17 protein-coding genes are annotated in these 18,995 nt (G+C 41.8%); 10 read left to right on the plus strand and 7 right to left on the minus strand.

Going from position 1 to position 18,995, the window contains the following annotated elements:
* From J0L60_07680 to J0L60_07690, 3 genes are all read left to right on the plus strand, one after another.
* On the plus strand, window positions 1-537 hold a 537-nt coding region (locus J0L60_07680; GenBank protein MBN8545999.1), incomplete at its 5' end, for a T9SS type A sorting domain-containing protein.
* A gap of 11 nt (window positions 538-548) precedes the next feature.
* Window positions 549-1,691 (plus strand): DNA polymerase IV, encoded by a 1,143-nt coding sequence (dinB, locus tag J0L60_07685; protein MBN8546000.1) that lies wholly within the window; start codon window positions 549-551, stop codon window positions 1,689-1,691.
* Window positions 1,692-1,824: 133 nt separating this feature from the next.
* A complete protein-coding gene (locus J0L60_07690) occupies window positions 1,825-3,411 on the plus strand; it encodes a DNA polymerase III subunit alpha (protein MBN8546001.1) in 1,587 nt (528 codons plus the stop codon).
* 51 nt (window positions 3,412-3,462) lie between these two features.
* On the opposite strand, the gene J0L60_07695 is transcribed toward J0L60_07690, so the two are convergent.
* On the minus strand, window positions 3,463-3,609 hold the full coding sequence (locus J0L60_07695; protein MBN8546002.1) for a hypothetical protein: 147 nt from the start codon (window positions 3,607-3,609) through the stop codon (window positions 3,463-3,465).
* Window position 3,610: 1 nt separating this feature from the next.
* Entirely contained in the window at window positions 3,611-4,075 is a 465-nt protein-coding gene (locus J0L60_07700) for a PIN domain-containing protein (protein ID MBN8546003.1), read from the minus strand.
* Window positions 4,076-4,269: 194 nt separating this feature from the next.
* On the opposite strand from J0L60_07700, the gene J0L60_07705 reads away from it, so the two are divergent.
* On the plus strand, window positions 4,270-5,928 hold the full coding sequence (locus J0L60_07705) for a hypothetical protein (GenBank protein MBN8546004.1): 1,659 nt from the start codon (window positions 4,270-4,272) through the stop codon (window positions 5,926-5,928).
* A 113-nt stretch (window positions 5,929-6,041) separates the two neighbouring features.
* Here J0L60_07705 and J0L60_07710 read toward each other — a convergent pair whose 3' ends face one another.
* Complete coding sequence (locus J0L60_07710; protein MBN8546005.1) at window positions 6,042-6,839, minus strand: ADP-ribosylglycohydrolase family protein; 798 nt, start codon at window positions 6,837-6,839, stop codon at window positions 6,042-6,044.
* Window positions 6,840-7,033: 194 nt separating this feature from the next.
* Between J0L60_07710 and J0L60_07715 the strand changes: the two genes are divergently transcribed.
* On the plus strand, window positions 7,034-8,407 hold the full coding sequence (locus tag J0L60_07715) for a YchF/TatD family DNA exonuclease (GenBank protein ID MBN8546006.1): 1,374 nt from the start codon (window positions 7,034-7,036) through the stop codon (window positions 8,405-8,407).
* Between the two features lie 16 nt (window positions 8,408-8,423).
* On the opposite strand, the gene J0L60_07720 is transcribed toward J0L60_07715, so the two are convergent.
* Window positions 8,424-9,134, minus strand: a complete 711-nt coding sequence (locus tag J0L60_07720) for a hypothetical protein (GenBank protein MBN8546007.1) — start codon at window positions 9,132-9,134, stop codon at window positions 8,424-8,426.
* 193 nt (window positions 9,135-9,327) lie between these two features.
* Between J0L60_07720 and J0L60_07725 the strand changes: the two genes are divergently transcribed.
* The gene (locus J0L60_07725) at window positions 9,328-9,978 is read left to right on the plus strand and encodes a DUF4412 domain-containing protein (protein ID MBN8546008.1); all 651 of its coding nucleotides are present in this window, start codon (window positions 9,328-9,330) and stop codon (window positions 9,976-9,978) included.
* 63 nt (window positions 9,979-10,041) lie between these two features.
* The gene (locus J0L60_07730; GenBank protein ID MBN8546009.1) at window positions 10,042-10,689 is read left to right on the plus strand and encodes an inorganic pyrophosphatase; all 648 of its coding nucleotides are present in this window, start codon (window positions 10,042-10,044) and stop codon (window positions 10,687-10,689) included.
* Here the strand turns inward: J0L60_07730 and J0L60_07735 are convergent.
* Window positions 10,686-13,025 (minus strand): tetratricopeptide repeat protein, encoded by a 2,340-nt coding sequence (locus J0L60_07735; protein ID MBN8546010.1) that lies wholly within the window; start codon window positions 13,023-13,025, stop codon window positions 10,686-10,688. The two genes, J0L60_07730 and J0L60_07735, sit on opposite strands and share 4 nt — an antisense overlap.
* Window positions 13,026-13,116: 91 nt before the next feature.
* Between J0L60_07735 and J0L60_07740 the strand changes: the two genes are divergently transcribed.
* Entirely contained in the window at window positions 13,117-14,301 is a 1,185-nt protein-coding gene (locus J0L60_07740) for an MFS transporter (GenBank protein MBN8546011.1), read from the plus strand.
* Here the strand turns inward: J0L60_07740 and J0L60_07745 are convergent.
* Both J0L60_07745 and J0L60_07750 read right to left on the minus strand, forming a co-directional pair.
* Window positions 14,298-15,659 (minus strand): MATE family efflux transporter, encoded by a 1,362-nt coding sequence (locus J0L60_07745; protein ID MBN8546012.1) that lies wholly within the window; start codon window positions 15,657-15,659, stop codon window positions 14,298-14,300. The genes J0L60_07740 and J0L60_07745 overlap by 4 nt on opposite strands.
* Window positions 15,660-15,718: 59 nt before the next feature.
* Entirely contained in the window at window positions 15,719-17,386 is a 1,668-nt protein-coding gene (locus J0L60_07750) for a response regulator (protein MBN8546013.1), read from the minus strand.
* A 125-nt stretch (window positions 17,387-17,511) separates the two neighbouring features.
* Between J0L60_07750 and J0L60_07755 the strand changes: the two genes are divergently transcribed.
* Together J0L60_07755 and J0L60_07760 are read left to right on the plus strand one after the other, a co-directional pair.
* Window positions 17,512-18,573, plus strand: a complete 1,062-nt coding sequence (locus J0L60_07755) for a DoxX family membrane protein (GenBank protein ID MBN8546014.1) — start codon at window positions 17,512-17,514, stop codon at window positions 18,571-18,573.
* On the plus strand, window positions 18,573-18,995 hold the full coding sequence (locus J0L60_07760) for an ATP-binding protein (protein MBN8546015.1): 423 nt from the start codon (window positions 18,573-18,575) through the stop codon (window positions 18,993-18,995). The genes J0L60_07755 and J0L60_07760 overlap by 1 nt, the downstream gene beginning before the upstream one ends.

An 18,995-nucleotide genomic window follows, 5' to 3' on the forward strand; every position in this document is an offset into this window, starting at 1 on the left:
ACAGAGGCGGATTTCAATTCATTCTCACTTCACAGGGGGAGAGACCCGTATTTCATCCCGGGAGAATTAAACAGAATATACTCAGGCAGAGACACAATGTTTACCGATTCACTCTCAGACCCGACAGGAAACTATACATACAAAATCACAGCGAAGGATAACCAGGGACTCGTAAGCAAATGGGACAGTGTAACGGTGGTACTGACAGATATTGCTGAAGGTGGAGAACTTACACCCAAGGGAGTGGTACTCTACCAAAACTATCCCAACCCGTTCAATCCATCGACAACGATAAGATTCAGGCTTGAAGAACCGGGAGAGGTGATACTGAGGGTTTATGATGTAAACGGAGCGATTGTGGCAGTATTGAACAACGGCTGGCTACCTGCAGGAGAGCATGAGAGGGACTTCACCCCGGGAAAGACAGGAACGATGAATGACATGGCATCAGGAGTCTATTTCTACAACCTCACCGTAAGGGATGCAAACCTGAAACCGGTTTTCATCCGGTCGGACAAGATGCTCTTTGTGAAGTAGAACCAAGTCCAATGGCGGTAATATTTCATCTTGACCTTGATACTTTTTTTGTTTCGGTAGAGCGGATACTCGATCCCTCCCTGGTGGGGAAACCTGTGATAGTTGGCGGACAACCGGGTGGAAGGGGGGTTGTTGCCGCCTGCTCATATGAGACCAGGAAATTTGGGGTGAGATCGGGAATGCCTGCAGGAAAGGCGTATAAACTTTGTCCACAAGCCATATTTGTCAGAGGGAGTCATGGTGAGTACAGCAGATATTCCAATATGGTGAAGGATATTCTTGTGAAGTATCCCCCTGTTTTACAGCAGGCTTCCGTGGATGAGTTTTACATGGATTTCACAGGCTGTGAGAAGATATACGGAAATTTCATGCTGCTCGCCGAGAGGATACTGGATGAGATCTATGAGAAAATCGGACTTCCCGGTTCAATAGGAATAGGAAGCAACAAGACGATCGCAAAAATATGTTCAGATTTCAACAAACCACGGGGAATCACTTTTATACCGAATGGCACGGAAAAAGAATTTTTGGCACCACTTCCCGCTGAGGTGATGCCGGGAGTGGGGAAGGTTTTTATTCGTGAACTCCATTCCCGGGGTATTTATACTCTGGGTGACATTGCCCGAATGCCCGCCGAGTATTTTGCATCGGTTTTTGGGAAAGGAGGATTGGATATTTGGGAGAAAGCGAACGGAAAGGGGACGGAATTTCTTGCGGAATCCTGGGAGAGGAAAAGCATTTCGAGTGAACAGACATTTCGTTCCGACATTTCCTCACCCGCAGAAATTGAAGCCATTATGTTCAGACTTGTAGCCAAAATTTGTCAGCAGATCAGAGATGAAGAAAGTATGGCTACAAACATCCATATCAAACTGAGATATGCCGATTTCTCCACCATCACGAGGGCAAAACAGGTGTTGCCAACAATGGATGACAAGTTCGTATATGAAACCGCAGTGGATCTTTTCAGAAAAGCATACACCCGCCGGGTTGGTGTGCGTCTTATCGGTGTCGGAATGAGCGGTTTTGTCGAGTATCATCAACAACAATCACTGTTCGAAACCACCGAAGAAAAACGGGAAAAAATGATGGAAGCCATCAATAAAATAAGGTCAAAGTTCGGATTTGAGTCGATTGAGATGGGGAAGAATTAAGGCTGAATTTCTGAAGGCTGAAGTATGAGGTCAGAAGTTTGAAAAATTTAAGGGACCGGATTGGATAAAGGGATATTACTGCATTATTGGATTACTGCATTACTGCATTATTGCATTATTGGATTAGAAAAAGATGTTACATGTACACAGCAATTACTCCCTGTTACAGGGAGCGGTATCGATAGACGACCTGATCGGGCGGGCAAAGAGCTTTGGAATGAAGGCTCTTGCTCTTACGGACAGGAACGGCATGTACGGACTGATTCAATTCTACAAAAAAGCCACGGAGGCCGGAATCAAGCCTCTATTGGGTGCTTATATTGATGATCCCGGGAATGAGAAGGAGTATGTACTTCTTCTTGCTGCCACAAGGGAGGGGTACTCAAATCTTTGCAGGATAATAACTGCCAGAAAGCTGAAGGGGGACTTCACACTTGATGGACTTGTCAGGAGTGAATTACCGGGAATTTTCCTCATTACCCCTTCGATCAGACTTCTTCAGGCAGCAGGGAACAAGGCAACCGTATTTGGTGAACTTCCCGTAACGCCATCCACTAAGAAAATGTCGAGGGAGGTGTATGAATTCTGCATAGCCAATGGTTACAGATATGTTCCCACTTCTCCCGTTTACTTTTTGGACAAAGAAGACCATCTTCTGCATAAAACCGTTACAGCAATAAGACTGCGAACAACTCTGGGGAGCATAAAACCGGAAGAAACAGAGTCCAAGGATTACTATTTCAGGAGCTATGAGGAAGTGTTGCGGGAGTGGAAAAAGATACCGGGCGCACTTCAGAATATAAACCACATCGTTGACAACTGCAACTTGAATCTCGAGATGGGAAAGACCAAATTTCCTCTTTTCCCCACACCAAACAATGAACCGTCGTTTTCATATTTATGGAAACTTGCCTTCAAAGGGCTGGAAATGAGATATCACACGATCACCGAAACCGCAATTAACCGCCTCCGTTATGAACTTGAAGTGATTAATGATCTCGGCTTTCCCGACTACTTTCTTGTGGTTTGGGATATCGTAAGGGAGGCAAAACGGCGGGGGATGATGCTGCTCGGGAGGGGATCGGCTGCTAACAGTCTTGTTTCATACTGCCTCGGCTTCACGGAAGTGGATCCGATAAAATATGACCTCTACTTCGAAAGATTTCTGAACAGGGGAAGAATGAGTCCCCCGGATGTTGATCTCGATTTTTCATGGCGGGAAAGGGACGAGATTGTTAAATATGTTTTTGAAAAGTACGGCTACGATAAAGTGGCTATGATCTCGACTACTGTTACATTCAGAGCGAGATCAGCTTTCAGAGAGACAGCTAAAGTTTTTGGAATTGCGGAGAGTGAAATATCGCAGTACAGCAAATTTATTCCGTGGACAGATGCAAGAAATCTTGCAAATCTCTCAACCATGTTTCCGGAATCGAAATCATTAAAGTTTGAAGGGGAGCCATGGAAAAGTATCATTTCAATCGCTTCACGGCTGGCATCATTTCCGCGACATCTCAGCATTCACCCCGGGGGAATTGTTATTACACCCACTCCCATCACCGATTTTGTTGCCCTCGAATTCGCAAGCAACAAGGGGTTGGGGATAATCATCACTCAGCCCGACATGTATCCCGTTGAGGATATGGGTCTGATCAAAATTGACCTCCTCAGTCAGCGCTCCCTCGGAGTACTAAGAGAAACCATGGGGAAAGTGCTGTAATCCAGAAATAAATATTCTTGAATAGTTTTAACAGTATAAACAACTAAAGATTTAATTAATCCGTTTCTTGGCGTCCGTGGAATATTTTTTTCGGATTTCCTCCAATTTTTTCAAGTAACTCTCTCTGTGCAAAAGATACTCTTTTGAAGTCTTTTTTATAATTTCTTCTTTCAATTTGATTGCATCCACAGTTTTCATTTTATTCTCCAATAATTTCTCTCGGTGTCCGGATCTCTATTGTTTTTAAACCATTTAACATATTAACTGAATTGAAAATTGTAATCCGCGCTAAATTAACAATATGCTTGAAGTTCCAACTAACCAGTACATCAACATTGTTCAGAGAAGCAACGGCAATATGTAAAGCATCATTAAAATATTTGGGAGATACAGCCTTGGCCTTTAAATAATCTTTAGCTAAATTTTCTGCTTCCTCGTTGAGAGCAATAATTATTTTGTTCTGTTCAGGTACAGTGTCCAATATTTCCCGCACAAATTCTGGTGCATGTTCCATTTCCTCTAATACAACATCAGAAAGTACTATTTGGTTTTCGCCGGACCTGAAAGTATCAAATAATCTGTTAGACCATTTGGAAAATTCCTGGTCGAAACATCCCCCAATCACTGAGGTATCAACATAAATCTGCTTTACACGCGGTTTCATAAAAACTCTATTTTTTCTCTTAAATATAACTATTCCCCTCTGTTTTTACTCAACTTCTTTTTTTAATGTAATTTCTTTTTCCCTTGACATTCTTGAAATATTTCCCTACTTTACCATACAAATGTATGGTATTTTGTAGTCCGCTTTTTTGAAATATTACTGCATTTTTGGATTACTGAATTATTGGATTAACAGTGTTTAACATGATCGATTACCGGCTGCCGGAGCAGTCGAAGACAAAGATAATCTCTCTCCACCGCCCGATACCACGGAAAGCGGCAGGGGTGGACTTTGACATTTTCGATTATGATTTTCTGTTCAAGGATGAGAAGACAGTTGACATAATAAAGCGGGGGAGAACGATAGGGTGTTTTTACATTGAATCGCCGGGAATGCGGTCACTTCTTACGCGGTTGGATGTTGATACATTCGAAATGCTGACAGCGGCAAGTTCGATTATTCGTCCGGGTGTGGCGGAAAGCGGCATGATGCAGGAGTTTATTGCACGCCACAAAGACCCCAGGAGGCGGAAGTATCTTATTCCCGATATGGAGAAGATACTGGGAGAAACTTACGGTGTGATGATCTATCAGGAGGATGTAATCAAGGTGGCGCATCATATAGCGGGGCTCTCGCTTGAGGAAGCTGACCTTCTCCGTCGCGCAATGAGCGGCAAACTCAGGAGCAAAACCGCGATGGAGAGGATTGAGGGGCGGTTCTTCGAGTCGTGTGAGATGCGGGGCTTAAAACCCTATGTTGCAAAGGAATTGTGGCGGCAGATAAAGTCATTTGCGGGTTACTCATTCTGCAAGGCACACAGTGCGTCGTTTGCTCTTCTTTCATATCAGGTGGCATACCTTAAAGTCCATTATCCTGCTGAGTTTATGTCGAGTGTCTTAAGTAATGGCGGAGGCTACTATTCCGCTGCAGTTTACATTCAGGAGGCACGCAGACTGGGTCTTAAGATACTTCTTCCCTGCATAAACAAAAGCGTTTACGAATATACGGGGAAGGGGAGCGAACTAAGAATCGGTCTGCAGGCGATAAAAAATCTCAAAAAAAGTACCGCCGAAAATTTGATCAGGGAGAGAAAAGAAAACGGCGACTACACTTCCCTCAAGGATTTTTTGACAAGAACCCGCTCCGGATTCGAGGACACAGTTCACCTGATAAAATGCGGGGCAATGGACTGTCTCGGTACGGGAAGACCCGACCTTCTTAAGCAGCTCGATGTTTATATGAAACACAGGCGGCTACTCGATACACTTCAGGAGAGCCTTTTTGCGGGTGAGGAGATGGAACTGGAGCGTAAGGTGATCACGGGAGTTCAGTACTCTGTTGAGGAGAAGTGTCTGGCGGAAATGGAGGCGTTCGATTATATGGTCAGCAGGCACCCTCTGCAGTTTTATGGCGGATGGACGAACGATCCCACTGTCACAAAAGCCATCGATATCCCCAAAATGCACGGTAAAAATGTTAAAATGATCGGCTGGTTTATGACCGCCAAAAGGATACGGACAAAAGACGGCAAGGCGATGAAGTTCCTGTCACTGGAAGATCTGACCGATACCTTTGAAGCCGTGCTTTTCCCAGAAACATACGCCAAATATGCCGAAAAAACGATGTCGTTCGGTCCCTATCTCGTCGAGGGGAAGGTTGACGCCCTGAATGGCAACAATCTGATTGTGAACAAACTTGAAATCATCGGCGGTGAACTCGATATGGAACTGCTCCAAAGCGCAACATATTCCGAAAGCAACTACAATGGCGAAAACGAAAAGGTGTACGAAGAGGAAACACAAATCACCCTTGATCTCGACAAAGAGAAGCTGATCAGGGCGTATGCCGGGTAGGGTTTAGCTATGATCTATGAACTATGAACTATAAGCTGGCGCAGTTATGAGTTTTGAATTATTAGTTATTGGTTGGGTTGGGCCTCGATAAACAAATACAAAATGAATGATTTTTATCCATTGCTACTCCAATATTTGTACTTTTCGCCAAAGTTGACAATTATACGGAGAAGTTCCTCCGGAAGAAGAGTAATAATGTGTTCTTTTATTTCTTTGGGGACTCCGGAGTAATAGGCTTCCGCAATACTTCCGGCGATGGCTGCAAGGGTATCACTGTCACCACCTAATGAAACAGCATTTCTTATACAATCTGTAAAGTCAGAACCGTCAATAAAACACCTAATGGCAGGAGGAACAGTACCTTGGCAGATTTCATTATATCGGTAATCTGCCCTAATTTCATCAATTGATCTAGTGAGGTTGTATTGGAAAGTACTCTCAACGAATTCTTTAATGCTTTCCTTTGAATTTCCGGTTCTCGCCATAAATATCGCACCTGCAACTGCCTCAGCCCCCTTAATACCTTCAGGATGATTATGTGTTACCTCTGCTGTCTTGCGGGCAGCTTTCAAAGTCTGGTCAAGGTTGTCAAAAGCCCAGCCAATAGCACTGACACGCATCGCCGATCCGTTTCCACAACTGTTGTATGGCCCCATTGTATCACTTGACAACCACTGCCAGAAGGTACCTCCATAACCACCCTTAGGAAATTTGTACTTATTTCCCATTTTTCTCATTTCGGTGCCATATCCGGAGCCCTCAACAAGTGCGTTCGCAATGGCAAGGGTGAGCAAAGAATCATCCGTATATATTGACTCGTCGGTAAAAAGAGGGAATTCTTTATTTTTTATTCTTTTTCCGGGCCCTTCATACGGTGAGCCAACAACATCCCCTGCAATTGCTCCAAACAAAGGATAATTATTTGTCAGGCATTTTTCCAACAGGTTTTCATGTAACAGTCCCTCTAATGCAACAGGCATATTAAACATTCCTTTCCGGTTATGAATAATTTAAGCTCAAACATAATTTGGATTCAACGGTACTAATCAAATTCAAGCTAAGCAGAAATTTGCTAATTTTGAACTATAAAATATAGAAATTTTAAATGAAAAATCTTACAGACACACACGCACACTTGTTTTATCCCGATTATGCTGATGAAATCGATCAGGTGATTGAGAGAGCCCTGGCAGCAGGGGTTGAGTATATTATTGTTCCTGCCACTGACCTTGCGAGTTCCGCTCAGGTCGTTCAACTGACAAAAAAATATGAAATTATATACGGCTCCGTGGGAGTACATCCCTTGGACAGCAAGGAATGGGACAAAGCCTGGTTGCCACTTCTCGAACAGACAGTATTGGCAAACAAAGAAAAAATAGTTGCCATTGGCGAGATTGGTCTCGACTATTATTACGATTACTCTCCAAAACAGAAACAAATAGAAGCATTCAGAGATCAACTGGAACTGGCGATTAAACTTGATCTTCCTGTGATTGTGCACAATCGTAATTCCGATGATGACATGCTGGAGATTATCAGAGAGTTTACTCCCAGGGGACTCAGAGCACAGTTTCATTGTTTTAATGCACCGCTCGAGCATGCTCTTGAGTATGTCAGAATGGGACACATGATCTCTTTTACAGGTAACATCACCTTTAAAAAAGCGGAGGACCTTCGACTGATAGCAGCAAAGGTTCATCCCGAACACCTTCTACTCGAGACTGATTCGCCGTTTATGACTCCCGTTCCTTTCAGAGGAAAGCGGAATGAACCTGGACATGTTCAGTATGTTGCAGAAGAACTGGCGAAACTTCACCATCTTACAGTTGACGACATTGCCCGGATTACAGCTTACAACGCATGGCGATTCTTCAAAATCGGGAAGGCTCCCGAAACTTCGATTGCTTATCAGATAGGCACGGCCTTATATGTAAATGTGACAAACCGTTGTAATGCCGATTGCGTTTTCTGTGGAAGGAAGGATTCTCCATTTCTGGCAGGATATAACCTCGGGATGGATAAAAACAACGAACCGGGTATTCAGCAATACATACACGCCATCGGTGCTCCGATGAAATATTCCGAGATAGTTTTTTGCGGATATGGTGAACCTACTATCAGATGGGATGTGGTGAAAGTTGTTGCGGGATTTGTGAAGGAGAACGGGGGAAAGACCCGCATTAACACCAACGGGCATGGAAATGTGATAAATCACAGAGATATCACCCCTGAAATGAGAGGCCTTATAGATACCGTTTCAGTCAGTCTGAATGCCACTGATTCCAAAAAGTACGCTGAATTGATGCGGGTGGATGAAAGTATGTATGCTGAAATGCTGGATTTTACGAGAAAAGCTAAAGCATTCGTACCGAATGTAGTTTTATCAGTTGTAGGAATTCCAGAGGTGGATATAGAAAAAGCCCGCTCGATAGCAGTTGACGAGATTGGTGTCAACTTCAGGGAACGGACTTATTTTTAAGATTTAGTATACCGGGTTATTTCGGCATTACAAAGATTTTATCATCAACTTTTGGGTCGATTTCGTTGGAATCGAGAGCCATTTTGTAGATTGTTTGTCCTTCGGCTTTTACTTCAATGTCGAAGGCTATCTTCATACCGTCAATATCTTTATAGTTGGAAGGATAAATCTCCATCTCAACCGGTTGACCACCCATCACGGTTTTTGAGGTTTGCTTCAGGATCATGAATGATTCTTTATCGAGATAGATTTTATAACTGTCTTTTTCGGCATCTTTAAGTTCAATCACGAAGCACTCAACACCCTCGACTTTTTCGTTGGGGAGCAGCTCAGCAGTATATCCCTTGGTTTTGTAATCCCAGAGCGCTCCATCCATATCAGCCTGAACCTTTAAGTTCTTTAGCTGGTCGGCAGGTATTTCGGCAGGTTCACCATCACCCATAAATGGATTGGTTGACCAGCCTTTCACACCATCGAATGCCTGGATCATTGTTAGACCCTGGAATGTGACTTCGAATCTAAGTTTTAACGGTCTTGCATAGGTCATTTTGAAAGGAAGGTTCTGGCCCATCTGGGAGAGTTTGCCTTTTGACAACATGGTATTTACTTTAACAAGTTTTTCCTGTCCAATGGCTTTGTAATATTTTGCGAGCACTTCATCGAGTGTTTGAGCATGAATTGAAGTGGCAAGAAATAGAAAGAGGGATAGAACAATGAAATTCTTCACAGTATTCTCCGAATTAATGAATAAAAATTCAAATCTTATATGTAAAATAACATTTTCTTCAAAAAGATTCCCGATAGTCAATTTCGGGTTGATTTGAGAGTTAAATCATTTTTTTTGAACAATCAACTGTTTATCTTTACTTTCATCAAAAAATATTTTAATAAATTCAATTCAATCAAGAAAAAGGCATTTTATGTTCAAAATCAAATTTTTTCTGTTAGTTTCATTCATTATTTCAGTCTCTTCGCTCAATGCTCAGATTTTTGAGGGAAAAGTCACTATGACCATTTACGACGCAAAATCGCAGGAACTCAAGGATGTAGAGTATTACACGAATGGCAAGGAATCCGCGATACTGGCTGAAGAAGAAGGAATGAAAGTCTCCATCATGATGAAAGAGAATAAAATGCTGATGGTGATGCATGCTCAAAAATTATATATGGAAATACCTCTTGACGGCGAAAACAAAGCAAACGATACTTCCAAAAATATTCAGGACGCTGTTGTAAATACTGGTGAAACAAAAATGATCAACGGGTTGAATTGTACAAAATACATCATTAAATCCGGTGATCTTGAAAACGGTATCGCCTGGTTTACGAAAGACTTGGGCGGATTTTTCCTGTTCAAGCTGGATCAGGGAGCGGAGAGCAAAGGGAGCGTGATGGGAGCGTTGGGTCAGTTTGCCGATCTTTTCCCGGTACTCGTTTTGGATATAAAAGACGGTAAAGAAGTCAAGATGCTTGAAACTACAAAAGCCGAAGTGATGCCTGTACCGGCGAGTATTTTCGAAGTACCAAAAGATTATAAGTCACTCCTTGATCAAATGATGCAACAGAAATAGAAATCTGACAAGAAACGGAGAATTTTAATGTTGGATGTGAAGAAAGATCCCATTTGGAAAATGATGGGTTTGTTGTTCAAACCCCACCCATGGCACGGGATTCCGATCGGTGATAATGCCCCTGACAAAATAACGGTATTTATAGAAATTGTTCCTACCGACACGGTTAAATATGAAATTGACAAGGGCACGGGGTACCTCAAAGTTGACCGTCCACAACGGTTTTCAAATGTTAGTCCGTGTATGTACGGGCTGATACCCCAGACCTTTTGTGCTGAAAATGTTGCCGCATATTGTGATGAAAAGACGGGAAGAAAAGGTATTATCGGTGACGGTGATCCTTTGGATATATGTGTTCTTTCTGAAAAAACCATAACGATGGGTGGAATCACACTTGAGGCGATTCCCATAGGCGGATTAAGGATGCTCGATGGTGATGAGGCTGATGACAAAATTATTGCCGTTATGAAAGGTGATGCCATATATGGAAATATGCGGGACATCCATGAATGTCCGCCTTCACTTATTGAGCGGTTAAGGCACTACTTCCTTACTTATAAAGACATTCCGGGGTCTTCGAAAGCCCGCACTGAGATTACTCATATTTACGGCAGGGAAGAGGCACATGAAGTAATCAGAAGAAGCCAGCTTGACTATGAAAGCAGATTTGGCGGCATAGAGGAGATGCTTACAGACATCCTTCGCGGTTAGTCATTATAAATATCAAACATCATGCAAGTGCCCTCACCGAGGGCACTTTCTATTTGTAAAGCAGATCCGTTAATATTCAAAAAGTTCTTTATGATAATCAATCCGATGCCGGTTCCTTTTTCATTATCAGTTCCGGGTTTCGACTTGATCGAATTCTCATTCAAGATCCTGTAAATCTCATCCTGAGGTATTCCTGTACCTGTATCACAAACCCTTACTGAAATTTTATTGTCACTCGACAGACCAGCATGAATTTTTATGGTGCCGTTTCCGGGTGTGTATTTTATCGAATTGGCGACCAGATTTCGAAGGATGGTGTCGAGCATGAATTTATCGAACCTGACGGGTGGCAAATTTTTCTGGACAGCATTCTCGATTGTTACTGATTTGACTTCCGCAAGGGGAGCAACTGTAAGAATGGTCCCCTCTACAATATTATAGAGATCCAGCGGCTCTTTTATCACGGTTAATGATTTACTTTGGGTTCTTGCCCAACTGAGAAGATTTTCTAAAATCTGTAAAGTGGCGATTGCTGTTCGTTGTGAGTCTTTCAGAAGTTTGAATTTTTCTTCTTCTGTCATCTCATAATACTCGTCGATGAGGATGTCAGCGATATTGATCAAGAGAACAAACGGATTTCTCAAATCATGAGCGAGTATTGAAATCAGACGGTCTTTACTGTCGTTTAATTTAATCAGTTCCTCCTCCGACCGGGTTAATCTTTGCAGGTACTGCTTGATCGTTTTTTCTGCATTCTTAAGAGAAGTGATGTTAGCTGCATAAAGAACTATTTTCTCCACTTCATCTCCCTTGCTCAAGGCCGGGTAAAAATTCAGATTGAAGTTGTAATTGATCCCGTTTTCAGATTGAAATTCGACTTCCTCAATAAATGAATTTTTTTCCTCCTTTATTCGTTTCAGTCGTTCCGGAGTGAGAATCGAACCCATCTTCATTTTCACGAACATATCGCTTATCTTCGATTTATTTCTGATCAGGATTTCACTGTTCGAAGCGTTTATAAGCATAAAGGGGTCGGTCACAGAATTGATCATATCCTGAACGAGTCGTAATGAGGCTCTTTTTTGATAGAAAATGACAAGAACAGTTATAAGTAAGGAACCGAGTGCTATAAAAATGATCAGGTATATCATGAAATTGCGGCTGTTTTGAAGCTCCTGAAGTTGCTGTTGCTCCGAAAGTGTCCTGATTTCCTGATCTTTTAATTTTATTTCGTAGTCTATACTCTTTAACAACAGATTATTGTAAGAAGATCTTGTAAAGAGGCTGTCTCTCTGTTGTATTAGCATATCTGCATATTTAATAGCCGTTTCAGAATCATTCTGTGCTTTGGCGATGTTAAAAAGTGCTATATAAGCCTCCGTCAAAGCAACTTTAAAGTTAAATCGCTTTGCGAGTTGCACCGCTTCTTCCAGTCTTTTGATTGCTTCACCCGGCTGATTGTCCTTCCTGAAGTATTCCGCGAGTTCAATCCATGTCTCACATTTTCCACGCGGGTCGTTCAATTTTTCAAATATCCCCGCAGCCTTCAGTGTGTATTCTATTGCTTTGCTGTATTGTCCTTGATCGGCATAAATCCGAGCGAAACTTTTGTAAACAATTCCCGTTCCACCTTCGTACCTGTACTTGACGCTTAATGAATATGCTGTATCGAGATAACTTGAAGCCAGAGTATAAAGTTTCTTCTTGCGGTAAATTGAGGCAAGATTTGTGTAGGTCCTCGCGAGAGAATTGTAATCCCTTGTTTTTTTCTTTAGTTCGAGAGAGAGGAGGGTATATTTCTCAGAGTTCTGATAGTCTTGCTCCATCGAGTATGCTATTGCGAGATTGTTATAGAGTTTGGAGAGCTTGTCCTGGTTGTTATCATGTTTCCTAAATTCCAGTGCCATCTCATAAAATCGGATCGCCTGCTTTCCATCTCCAAGAAAGTAGAAAGCCAATCCGATGTAGTTGTGTGAATCGGCTATAAGGACGGGGATTTTATACTTCTCACCAATGGCTCTTGCTTTCATTGCGTAGGTAACCACTGAATCGTAATAACCAAGATTGGTAAAATTAACCGCAATCGCAGTATATGCAGTTCCTTCAGTCAGTGGATCTTTTTCTTTTCGGGCAAGTGCTGCGGCCTCAAATCCCTGTCTGGTTCCGAGGAGGGGATCGACATCCTTATACTGGAATGAGAGTTGTACAAGAGTTGCAGCTTTTATGGCACCGGTCTGTTTGGATGCAGCAGACAGGAGTGAATCAATCGATGTGCCATAAGTTGTTTCGACCGTTAAAAACAGAAACAACAAAAGCCGGCATAATTTATATTTCATTGTGTGAAGTATTTTATCATTTTTGAAGAGGTAAAATAAAGATTTTTTCTGTAAACAATAATAAATGTTAAAAAGATATCTAAAACAATCCATGTCCCGAAAGTGGGAGAGAACCCTTTTTATCCTTGTGGTTTGCCAGTTTTTTGCAATGGGTGGAATGAGTGCTTTAATTCCCTTTCTTCCACTGTTCATAAGGGAGCTTGGGATAGCCACGACAAATGAAATTGCCATCTGGAGCGGGATTGTTTTTGCCGGCCCGTTCGTGACGGCCTTGATTGCCCAGCCGATGTGGGGTGCTTTGGGGGATAAACGGGGCAGAAAGCCGATGGTAGTGCGTGCTTTGCTCGGATTGTCGATTGCTCAGGTTTTAATTTATTTTGTACCGAATGTTTACTGGTTGCTTGGAATGAGACTTTTACAGGGAACATTAAGTGGATATAATGTCGCGGCGATGTCTTTAATCACAGCCATCGCACCAAAAGAACGACAGGGTTATTCCATCAGTTTGCTTCAATCGGCAAGCAACGGAGGGGTAGTGATTGGACCCGTGATCGGAGGCCTGCTTTCAGAAATTCTTGGTTTTAGAGGAGTGTTTCTGGTGGTGGGGCTTGCGATAGCTCTGCTGGCGGTTGTTGTGATAATGTTTGTTGATAAGGATTCACATGCTCCTGACAAGGAAGAAGAAATCAGGGTGAGAGACAATATCAGAACCATGCTGAATGACCGGGTTTTATTGGGCACAGCATCGCTCATACTGTTGACTTCACTGGGGATTTCCTCTCTCAGGCCCATATTTGTTTTGTATATCGAAAGTTTCAATTTACCAACTGAGTATTCTCTTGCTTTTATGGCAGGAAGTTTATATAGTATTCTTGGGATTTTTTCAACCATCAGTTCGGCTTATTTCGGAAAAATTGTCGATACAGCAGTTCTTAGAAAGGTCCTGGGATTTGCCTCACTGGGAACAGGCCTGATGTATGTTCTCCATCCGTTCATTACCAATGTATATCTTTTGATACCTGCACGGACAGTATTAGGCTTATGTTATGGGGTTATTGTGCCAGTTCTATTCACAAAAATATCGACACATGCGAGTGGAAAAAATAAAGGAGGCATACTCGCACTCGCGATGAGTTCGCAAACTTTGGGGGTGATTTTCGGCTCCATTCTATCGGGTAACCTGGTGAACTGGTTTGGAGTCCGCTACCCGTTTTTGATTATCGGTGTGTTTTTCCTCTCCATCTTTGCCATCACTCCCTTCCTCAGGAATGATTAAAACGATTTCATCGAGTGCCATTTTCCGGTGTGAAATTTTATATACATCACGACCATGTAAATTGTCGTATATAGAATCAGAGCCGACCAAGCACCGGGCAACCCGTATCCAAGATAGATTCCAAGGAAATATGACATCGGCACCAGGATCAGGAGATTGGTAATTACCTCTACCATCATTACAAAGGTGGTTTTCCCGGTTGATTGTAATCCATATGCGAAAACTATACCCGCTCCGAAAAATATTTGAGCAAAGCCTGCAAATTTTATTGCCGGAATGGCTGCGTTTATGACCGAATCTTTTTCAGTAGTGATATGCAGCAGAACTTCAGGAAAGAAAATGAATATTGTGGAAAGTATAAGTGTGTATATTGTCGCAAGTTTTGCAGTTTCATAACCAAATGTCTTCGCGCCGGCAATGTTATCTTTCCCGAGTTCATTACCCACTAGGGTCTGAGCGGCAATTCCAAACCCGTTGGATGGCAAGAATGAGAGAAAAAGAGTGGAAATGATAGCCTGAGTTGCGGCTTGCTGATTTATGCCGAGTAATCCGGTAATTGCAACAAAAGAGAGGAATCCTACGAGGATAAAAACATTTTGGAAAGAAACGGGAACTGACAATTTCAAAATTCTTTTGATAATCTCCGGGACAATTTTCAGACTTTTGCCAAAATGATATTTTTCCCTGTAGTTTCTGAAACCAAGAAAAACAATAAAATAATAAATTGCATCAAACACTGTCGCGAGAGAAGATCCGAGAGATGCACCGGCAATTCCCATCTCGGGGGCGCCCAGTTTCCCGTATATGAACATGTAATTGAACAGAATATTCAAAAGATTTATCATTATCGCCGAGAACATGAAAACTTTTGTATTTCCCGTTCCGAAAAAGAACCCTCTGAATGAAACTGTAATCATGAAGAAGGGGAGTCCGAGGTATCTCCAGATCATGTATTGTGCGGCATAATCGGCAACTTTATCATCTTTTGAGAGAAATCCGGATATCCAGTCGGCAGTTACCCATCCAATGATAGCCATTAGCGTACCAATCGTCACGGTGAGTACGAATGAATTGAAAAGCACAGCACTGATGCCGGCATAGTTTTTTTCACCATAACGGCGTGCAACGAGTATGTGAGTTCCGGTGGAAAGGGAAGAACAGATGCTCACTACCGCCCAGGTGGCGAGTAATCCCAAACCCATTGCTGCCAAAGTATATTCCGGATCCGGAAGCCTGCCAACCATGGCAGTGTCAACGAGAGAAAGAATCATCTGAGTTGAAAGTCCGGCAATAACAGGTAAAGCCAGTTTGAGGATGGTGCCGGAGTAAGCCGGATCAGGTAGAATTTTCTTAAGCATGCAATTTTGATTTATAAAAGAAGCACAATTTACGAAAAGCAGTGAAAATTTGAAAGACTTTAATATTGTTGATCTAAAATCTCAAAGAGTCTTTTTCGTTTTAGCGGTTTAGAGATAAAATTGGTAAAACCGGCTTCGAGACATTCCTTTTCAGTATTGGTAAGAAAGTATGCGGACATGGCAATAGCCACCGGCACATTTGGTAAAGTATTTTTTATATGCATGAAGAGTTCGATCCCGTTCATACCTGCACCGAGATTAATGTCGGTCATGAGAAAATCGAAGGAAGATTTTTCGAGAGCTTCGATTGCTTCTTTTGCTGATGAAACCAGCGTAATATCATACTCTCCGGAAAGGTATATTTTGATCAGTTCACGGTTTGTGTAATCATCTTCAACGATGAGGATGCTCTTTTTGGGATAGTTATTCAATTTTTCCCGTACTCCATCAGAATCGGATTCGAGCATCAAGATATCCGACTTTAATTTAAGAGTAAATTTGGAGCCATTCCCCGGTGAACTTTTTATTGAAATTTTAGCATCTATCATCTCACAAAATCTCTTGACTATACTTAACCCGATGCCAACGCCTTCATAATTTCTGCCGATTCCTTCAGAAACCTGTCGAAACTCATCAAAAATTATCTCCTGATCCTTAAGTGAAATACCGATTCCGGTGTCCTCAACTGAGATTGAGATGATTCTTTGTTTTTTCTGATTTTCAACTCCGAGTCTTATCAAAATCCCACCCGTGTGGGTAAACTTTATTGCGTTGGAAAGGAGCTGTCGCATGATCTTAACGAGTATTACCTCGTCAATTTCAATTATTACAGGATGTTCAGGAATTACATAACCAAGTTTGAGTTGCTTTTTCTCAACCAAATCGTTGAATCCGTTATAAACCTGAACAACAATTTCCCTTAAATCCACAGCATGTTTTTCAGATTTGTAGTTTTCGATTTCAAGTTTTGAGAGGTCCAGAACTGCTTCCAGAGTTTCCATAAGTTTAATGGCGCTGTTATAAACTCTTTCAGCCATCTCAAGTTGTCCCTGATCCACAAGATCTTCCTTCAGCAAGGCTGAGAAACCGATTATGCCATTCATAGGTGTTCTTATTTCATGGCTCATGTTTGCAAGGAACAATGATTTCATTCGGTTGAGAGTCTGAGCCTCATTTTTTGAACGGATAAGTTCATTCTCGAAAATCTTGTAGCTTGTGTAGTCGCTCATCTGAATAATCAGTGCATCTGTACCGGCAGGTGTCTTAAACCAAAAGTAATTTACGCGAAGAAAAGTTGATTTTTCATCCTTCTCAATCACAGAATCGTAACTGACATAGCTGACAAAGTCCTTTTTGAGTCTTCTTTCAGCATTAAAAATTTCAGGAAATATTCTCTCCATATCATCAAGACTTCCGATTATATCCGGATCAGAGTTTATTTCCAGAATATCAATGGCACTTCTGTTTTTACCAATGAGATGCCCTTTTTCATCTAACAGCAGAATACCGAGAGAAGAGCGTTCGAACAGTGACTCCAGAAGTTGAAAAAAGATGGAGGATTCTTTATTGTCAAGGGGGTTTGGGCTATTCCCGGTTTCTGAATTGCCCGATGGAGATGAAGAATCGTTCTCCTTAGGAGTAATTTGTCTCTTCCTGAAAATGACGAAATAGAAGATGAAAAACACGAGGTTTATCAGAGTTAAAAGGAGGAGAATAGAGTCGGTCATCAAACTGTCAAATTATTGCTCCGTAAAAATATTAATTTCTTCGGTTAGAAAAAGAATTTCAATTGAAAACTTAAAAAAAAATGTTAAATTTGGGCTTAATACATAGAAAGAATAAACGAAGAGATATGTCGCGAGAGCTGGTTCAGAAAATTTTGTTGATTTCGCTTGGTGTTATGTTCATCTTCTCCGGAATAAGTAAACTTTTTCCAATTGAGGCGTTTGAGACTGTTACTGTGCAACAGGGGATAATGAATTGGGAACTGGTTCCCTGGTTTTCGAGGGCAATGATCTCGTTTGAGTTGTTTCTGGGATTATTGTTTCTGTTCAACATCAAGTTACGAAAGTTTACCCTTCCGGCATCTTTTTTGTTGCTGCTAACTTTCACAGTTTATCTGGCAATTCTCGAGTTCAGTGGAAAGGGCGGCGACAATTGTGGTTGTTTTGGTGAACTGGTTCCAATGACGGCACTTCAATCGATTCTGAAGAATCTGATTTTTATGGGTGCTGTCGGTTATCTCTATTTCTCAATTGAAGCAGAGAAGAAATACACATTCGTTCATGTAGCTGCCGGTTATGTTGTCGTACTGGCATTGTTGCTGATTGTTTTTCCCGTTAAAGCCTATGAGGTGCTGAAAGCACCGGAAATCTCGAAACCGTTGCTCAAACCGGCTGAAAACGATTCCCTGATTCAGGCAGCAAAAACAGACAGCCTGAAAGCAATTGAGAAGGGAAAAGATAAGAAGAAAGATACTGTCACAGTGAAAAAGTCTGATGACAAGCCACCTTTGGCATCAAAATATCCCCCGGTCGTCTCGATATACAGTCAACTTGTACCCGGAGCGGACAGGGGAATTATGATTGTGGCTTTTTTGAGTCTTGATTGTGATCACTGTCTTGCAGTCGCAACAGCTTTGAATCAAAATTCGGCATCTCTTAAAGAAGCCGGAAGATATTATTTGTTTTTAGGATCTGAGGATCAGATTGAACCGTTTTTTTCTCAGTCGGGTGGGAGTGTCTCAAACAATCTGTTGACACCACAAAAATTTTATCCTCACCTTAATTCGGCCCCCCCGAAAGTAATACTTTTGGTAAACGGTAATATTGTGATGACCATGGAAGGTGAGAGTGTGAATGTAAAAACACTAATCGACAAAATTAATGAATTGACACTAACTTATTTGATATAATGGAATTAACAAGAAGTATCTCGATAGTAAACAAAATAGAAGAGACTGTGCAGGTAACCGAATTAATCGAGTCGACTGCACAGGAAGTTGGTTTCCCTCAAAAGGATATTTATGACATTTTGATAGCAGTCGATGAAATATTGTCGAACATTGTTTACTATGCCTATGAGGAAGGGGAAGAGGGGCGAATCGAAATCAAGTTGATTTTCAAAGACAAGTCCCTTAATATCGAATTTATCGACGAAGGCAGGGAATTCAATCCTTTGGTAAAGTCCGATCCTGATCTTTCCATTCCACCTGAGGAGCGAGAAATTGGAGGGTTGGGAATTTTCATAGTTAAAAAATTAATGGATTCTGTAGTCTACTCCCGGGAGGGAAAAAGGAATATTTTGAAGATTACTAAAACAAAAACCGGAGAATAA

It is taken from the genome of Ignavibacteria bacterium (assembly GCA_017302895.1).
GTDB lineage: Bacteria > Bacteroidota > Ignavibacteria > Ignavibacteriales > Ignavibacteriaceae > UTCHB3.

Excerpts from the sequence above, each read along its gene's own strand:
- dinB (MBN8546000.1), top strand. The coding sequence starts at position 549 with ATGGCGGTAATATTTCATCTTGACCTTGATACTTTTTTTGTTTCGGTA.
- J0L60_07690 (MBN8546001.1), top strand. The coding sequence starts at position 1,825 with ATGTTACATGTACACAGCAATTACTCCCTGTTACAGGGAGCGGTATCG.
- J0L60_07695 (MBN8546002.1), bottom strand. The coding sequence starts at position 3,609 with ATGAAAACTGTGGATGCAATCAAATTGAAAGAAGAAATTATAAAAAAG.
- J0L60_07700 (MBN8546003.1), bottom strand. The coding sequence starts at position 4,075 with ATGAAACCGCGTGTAAAGCAGATTTATGTTGATACCTCAGTGATTGGG.
- J0L60_07715 (MBN8546006.1), top strand. The coding sequence starts at position 7,034 with ATGAAAAATCTTACAGACACACACGCACACTTGTTTTATCCCGATTAT.
- J0L60_07725 (MBN8546008.1), top strand. The coding sequence starts at position 9,328 with ATGTTCAAAATCAAATTTTTTCTGTTAGTTTCATTCATTATTTCAGTC.
- J0L60_07730 (MBN8546009.1), top strand. The coding sequence starts at position 10,042 with ATGGGTTTGTTGTTCAAACCCCACCCATGGCACGGGATTCCGATCGGT.
- J0L60_07735 (MBN8546010.1), bottom strand. The coding sequence starts at position 13,025 with ATGAAATATAAATTATGCCGGCTTTTGTTGTTTCTGTTTTTAACGGTC.
- J0L60_07740 (MBN8546011.1), top strand. The coding sequence starts at position 13,117 with ATGTCCCGAAAGTGGGAGAGAACCCTTTTTATCCTTGTGGTTTGCCAG.
- J0L60_07745 (MBN8546012.1), bottom strand. The coding sequence starts at position 15,659 with ATGCTTAAGAAAATTCTACCTGATCCGGCTTACTCCGGCACCATCCTC.
- J0L60_07750 (MBN8546013.1), bottom strand. The coding sequence starts at position 17,386 with ATGACCGACTCTATTCTCCTCCTTTTAACTCTGATAAACCTCGTGTTT.
- J0L60_07755 (MBN8546014.1), top strand. The coding sequence starts at position 17,512 with ATGTCGCGAGAGCTGGTTCAGAAAATTTTGTTGATTTCGCTTGGTGTT.
- J0L60_07760 (MBN8546015.1), top strand. The coding sequence starts at position 18,573 with ATGGAATTAACAAGAAGTATCTCGATAGTAAACAAAATAGAAGAGACT.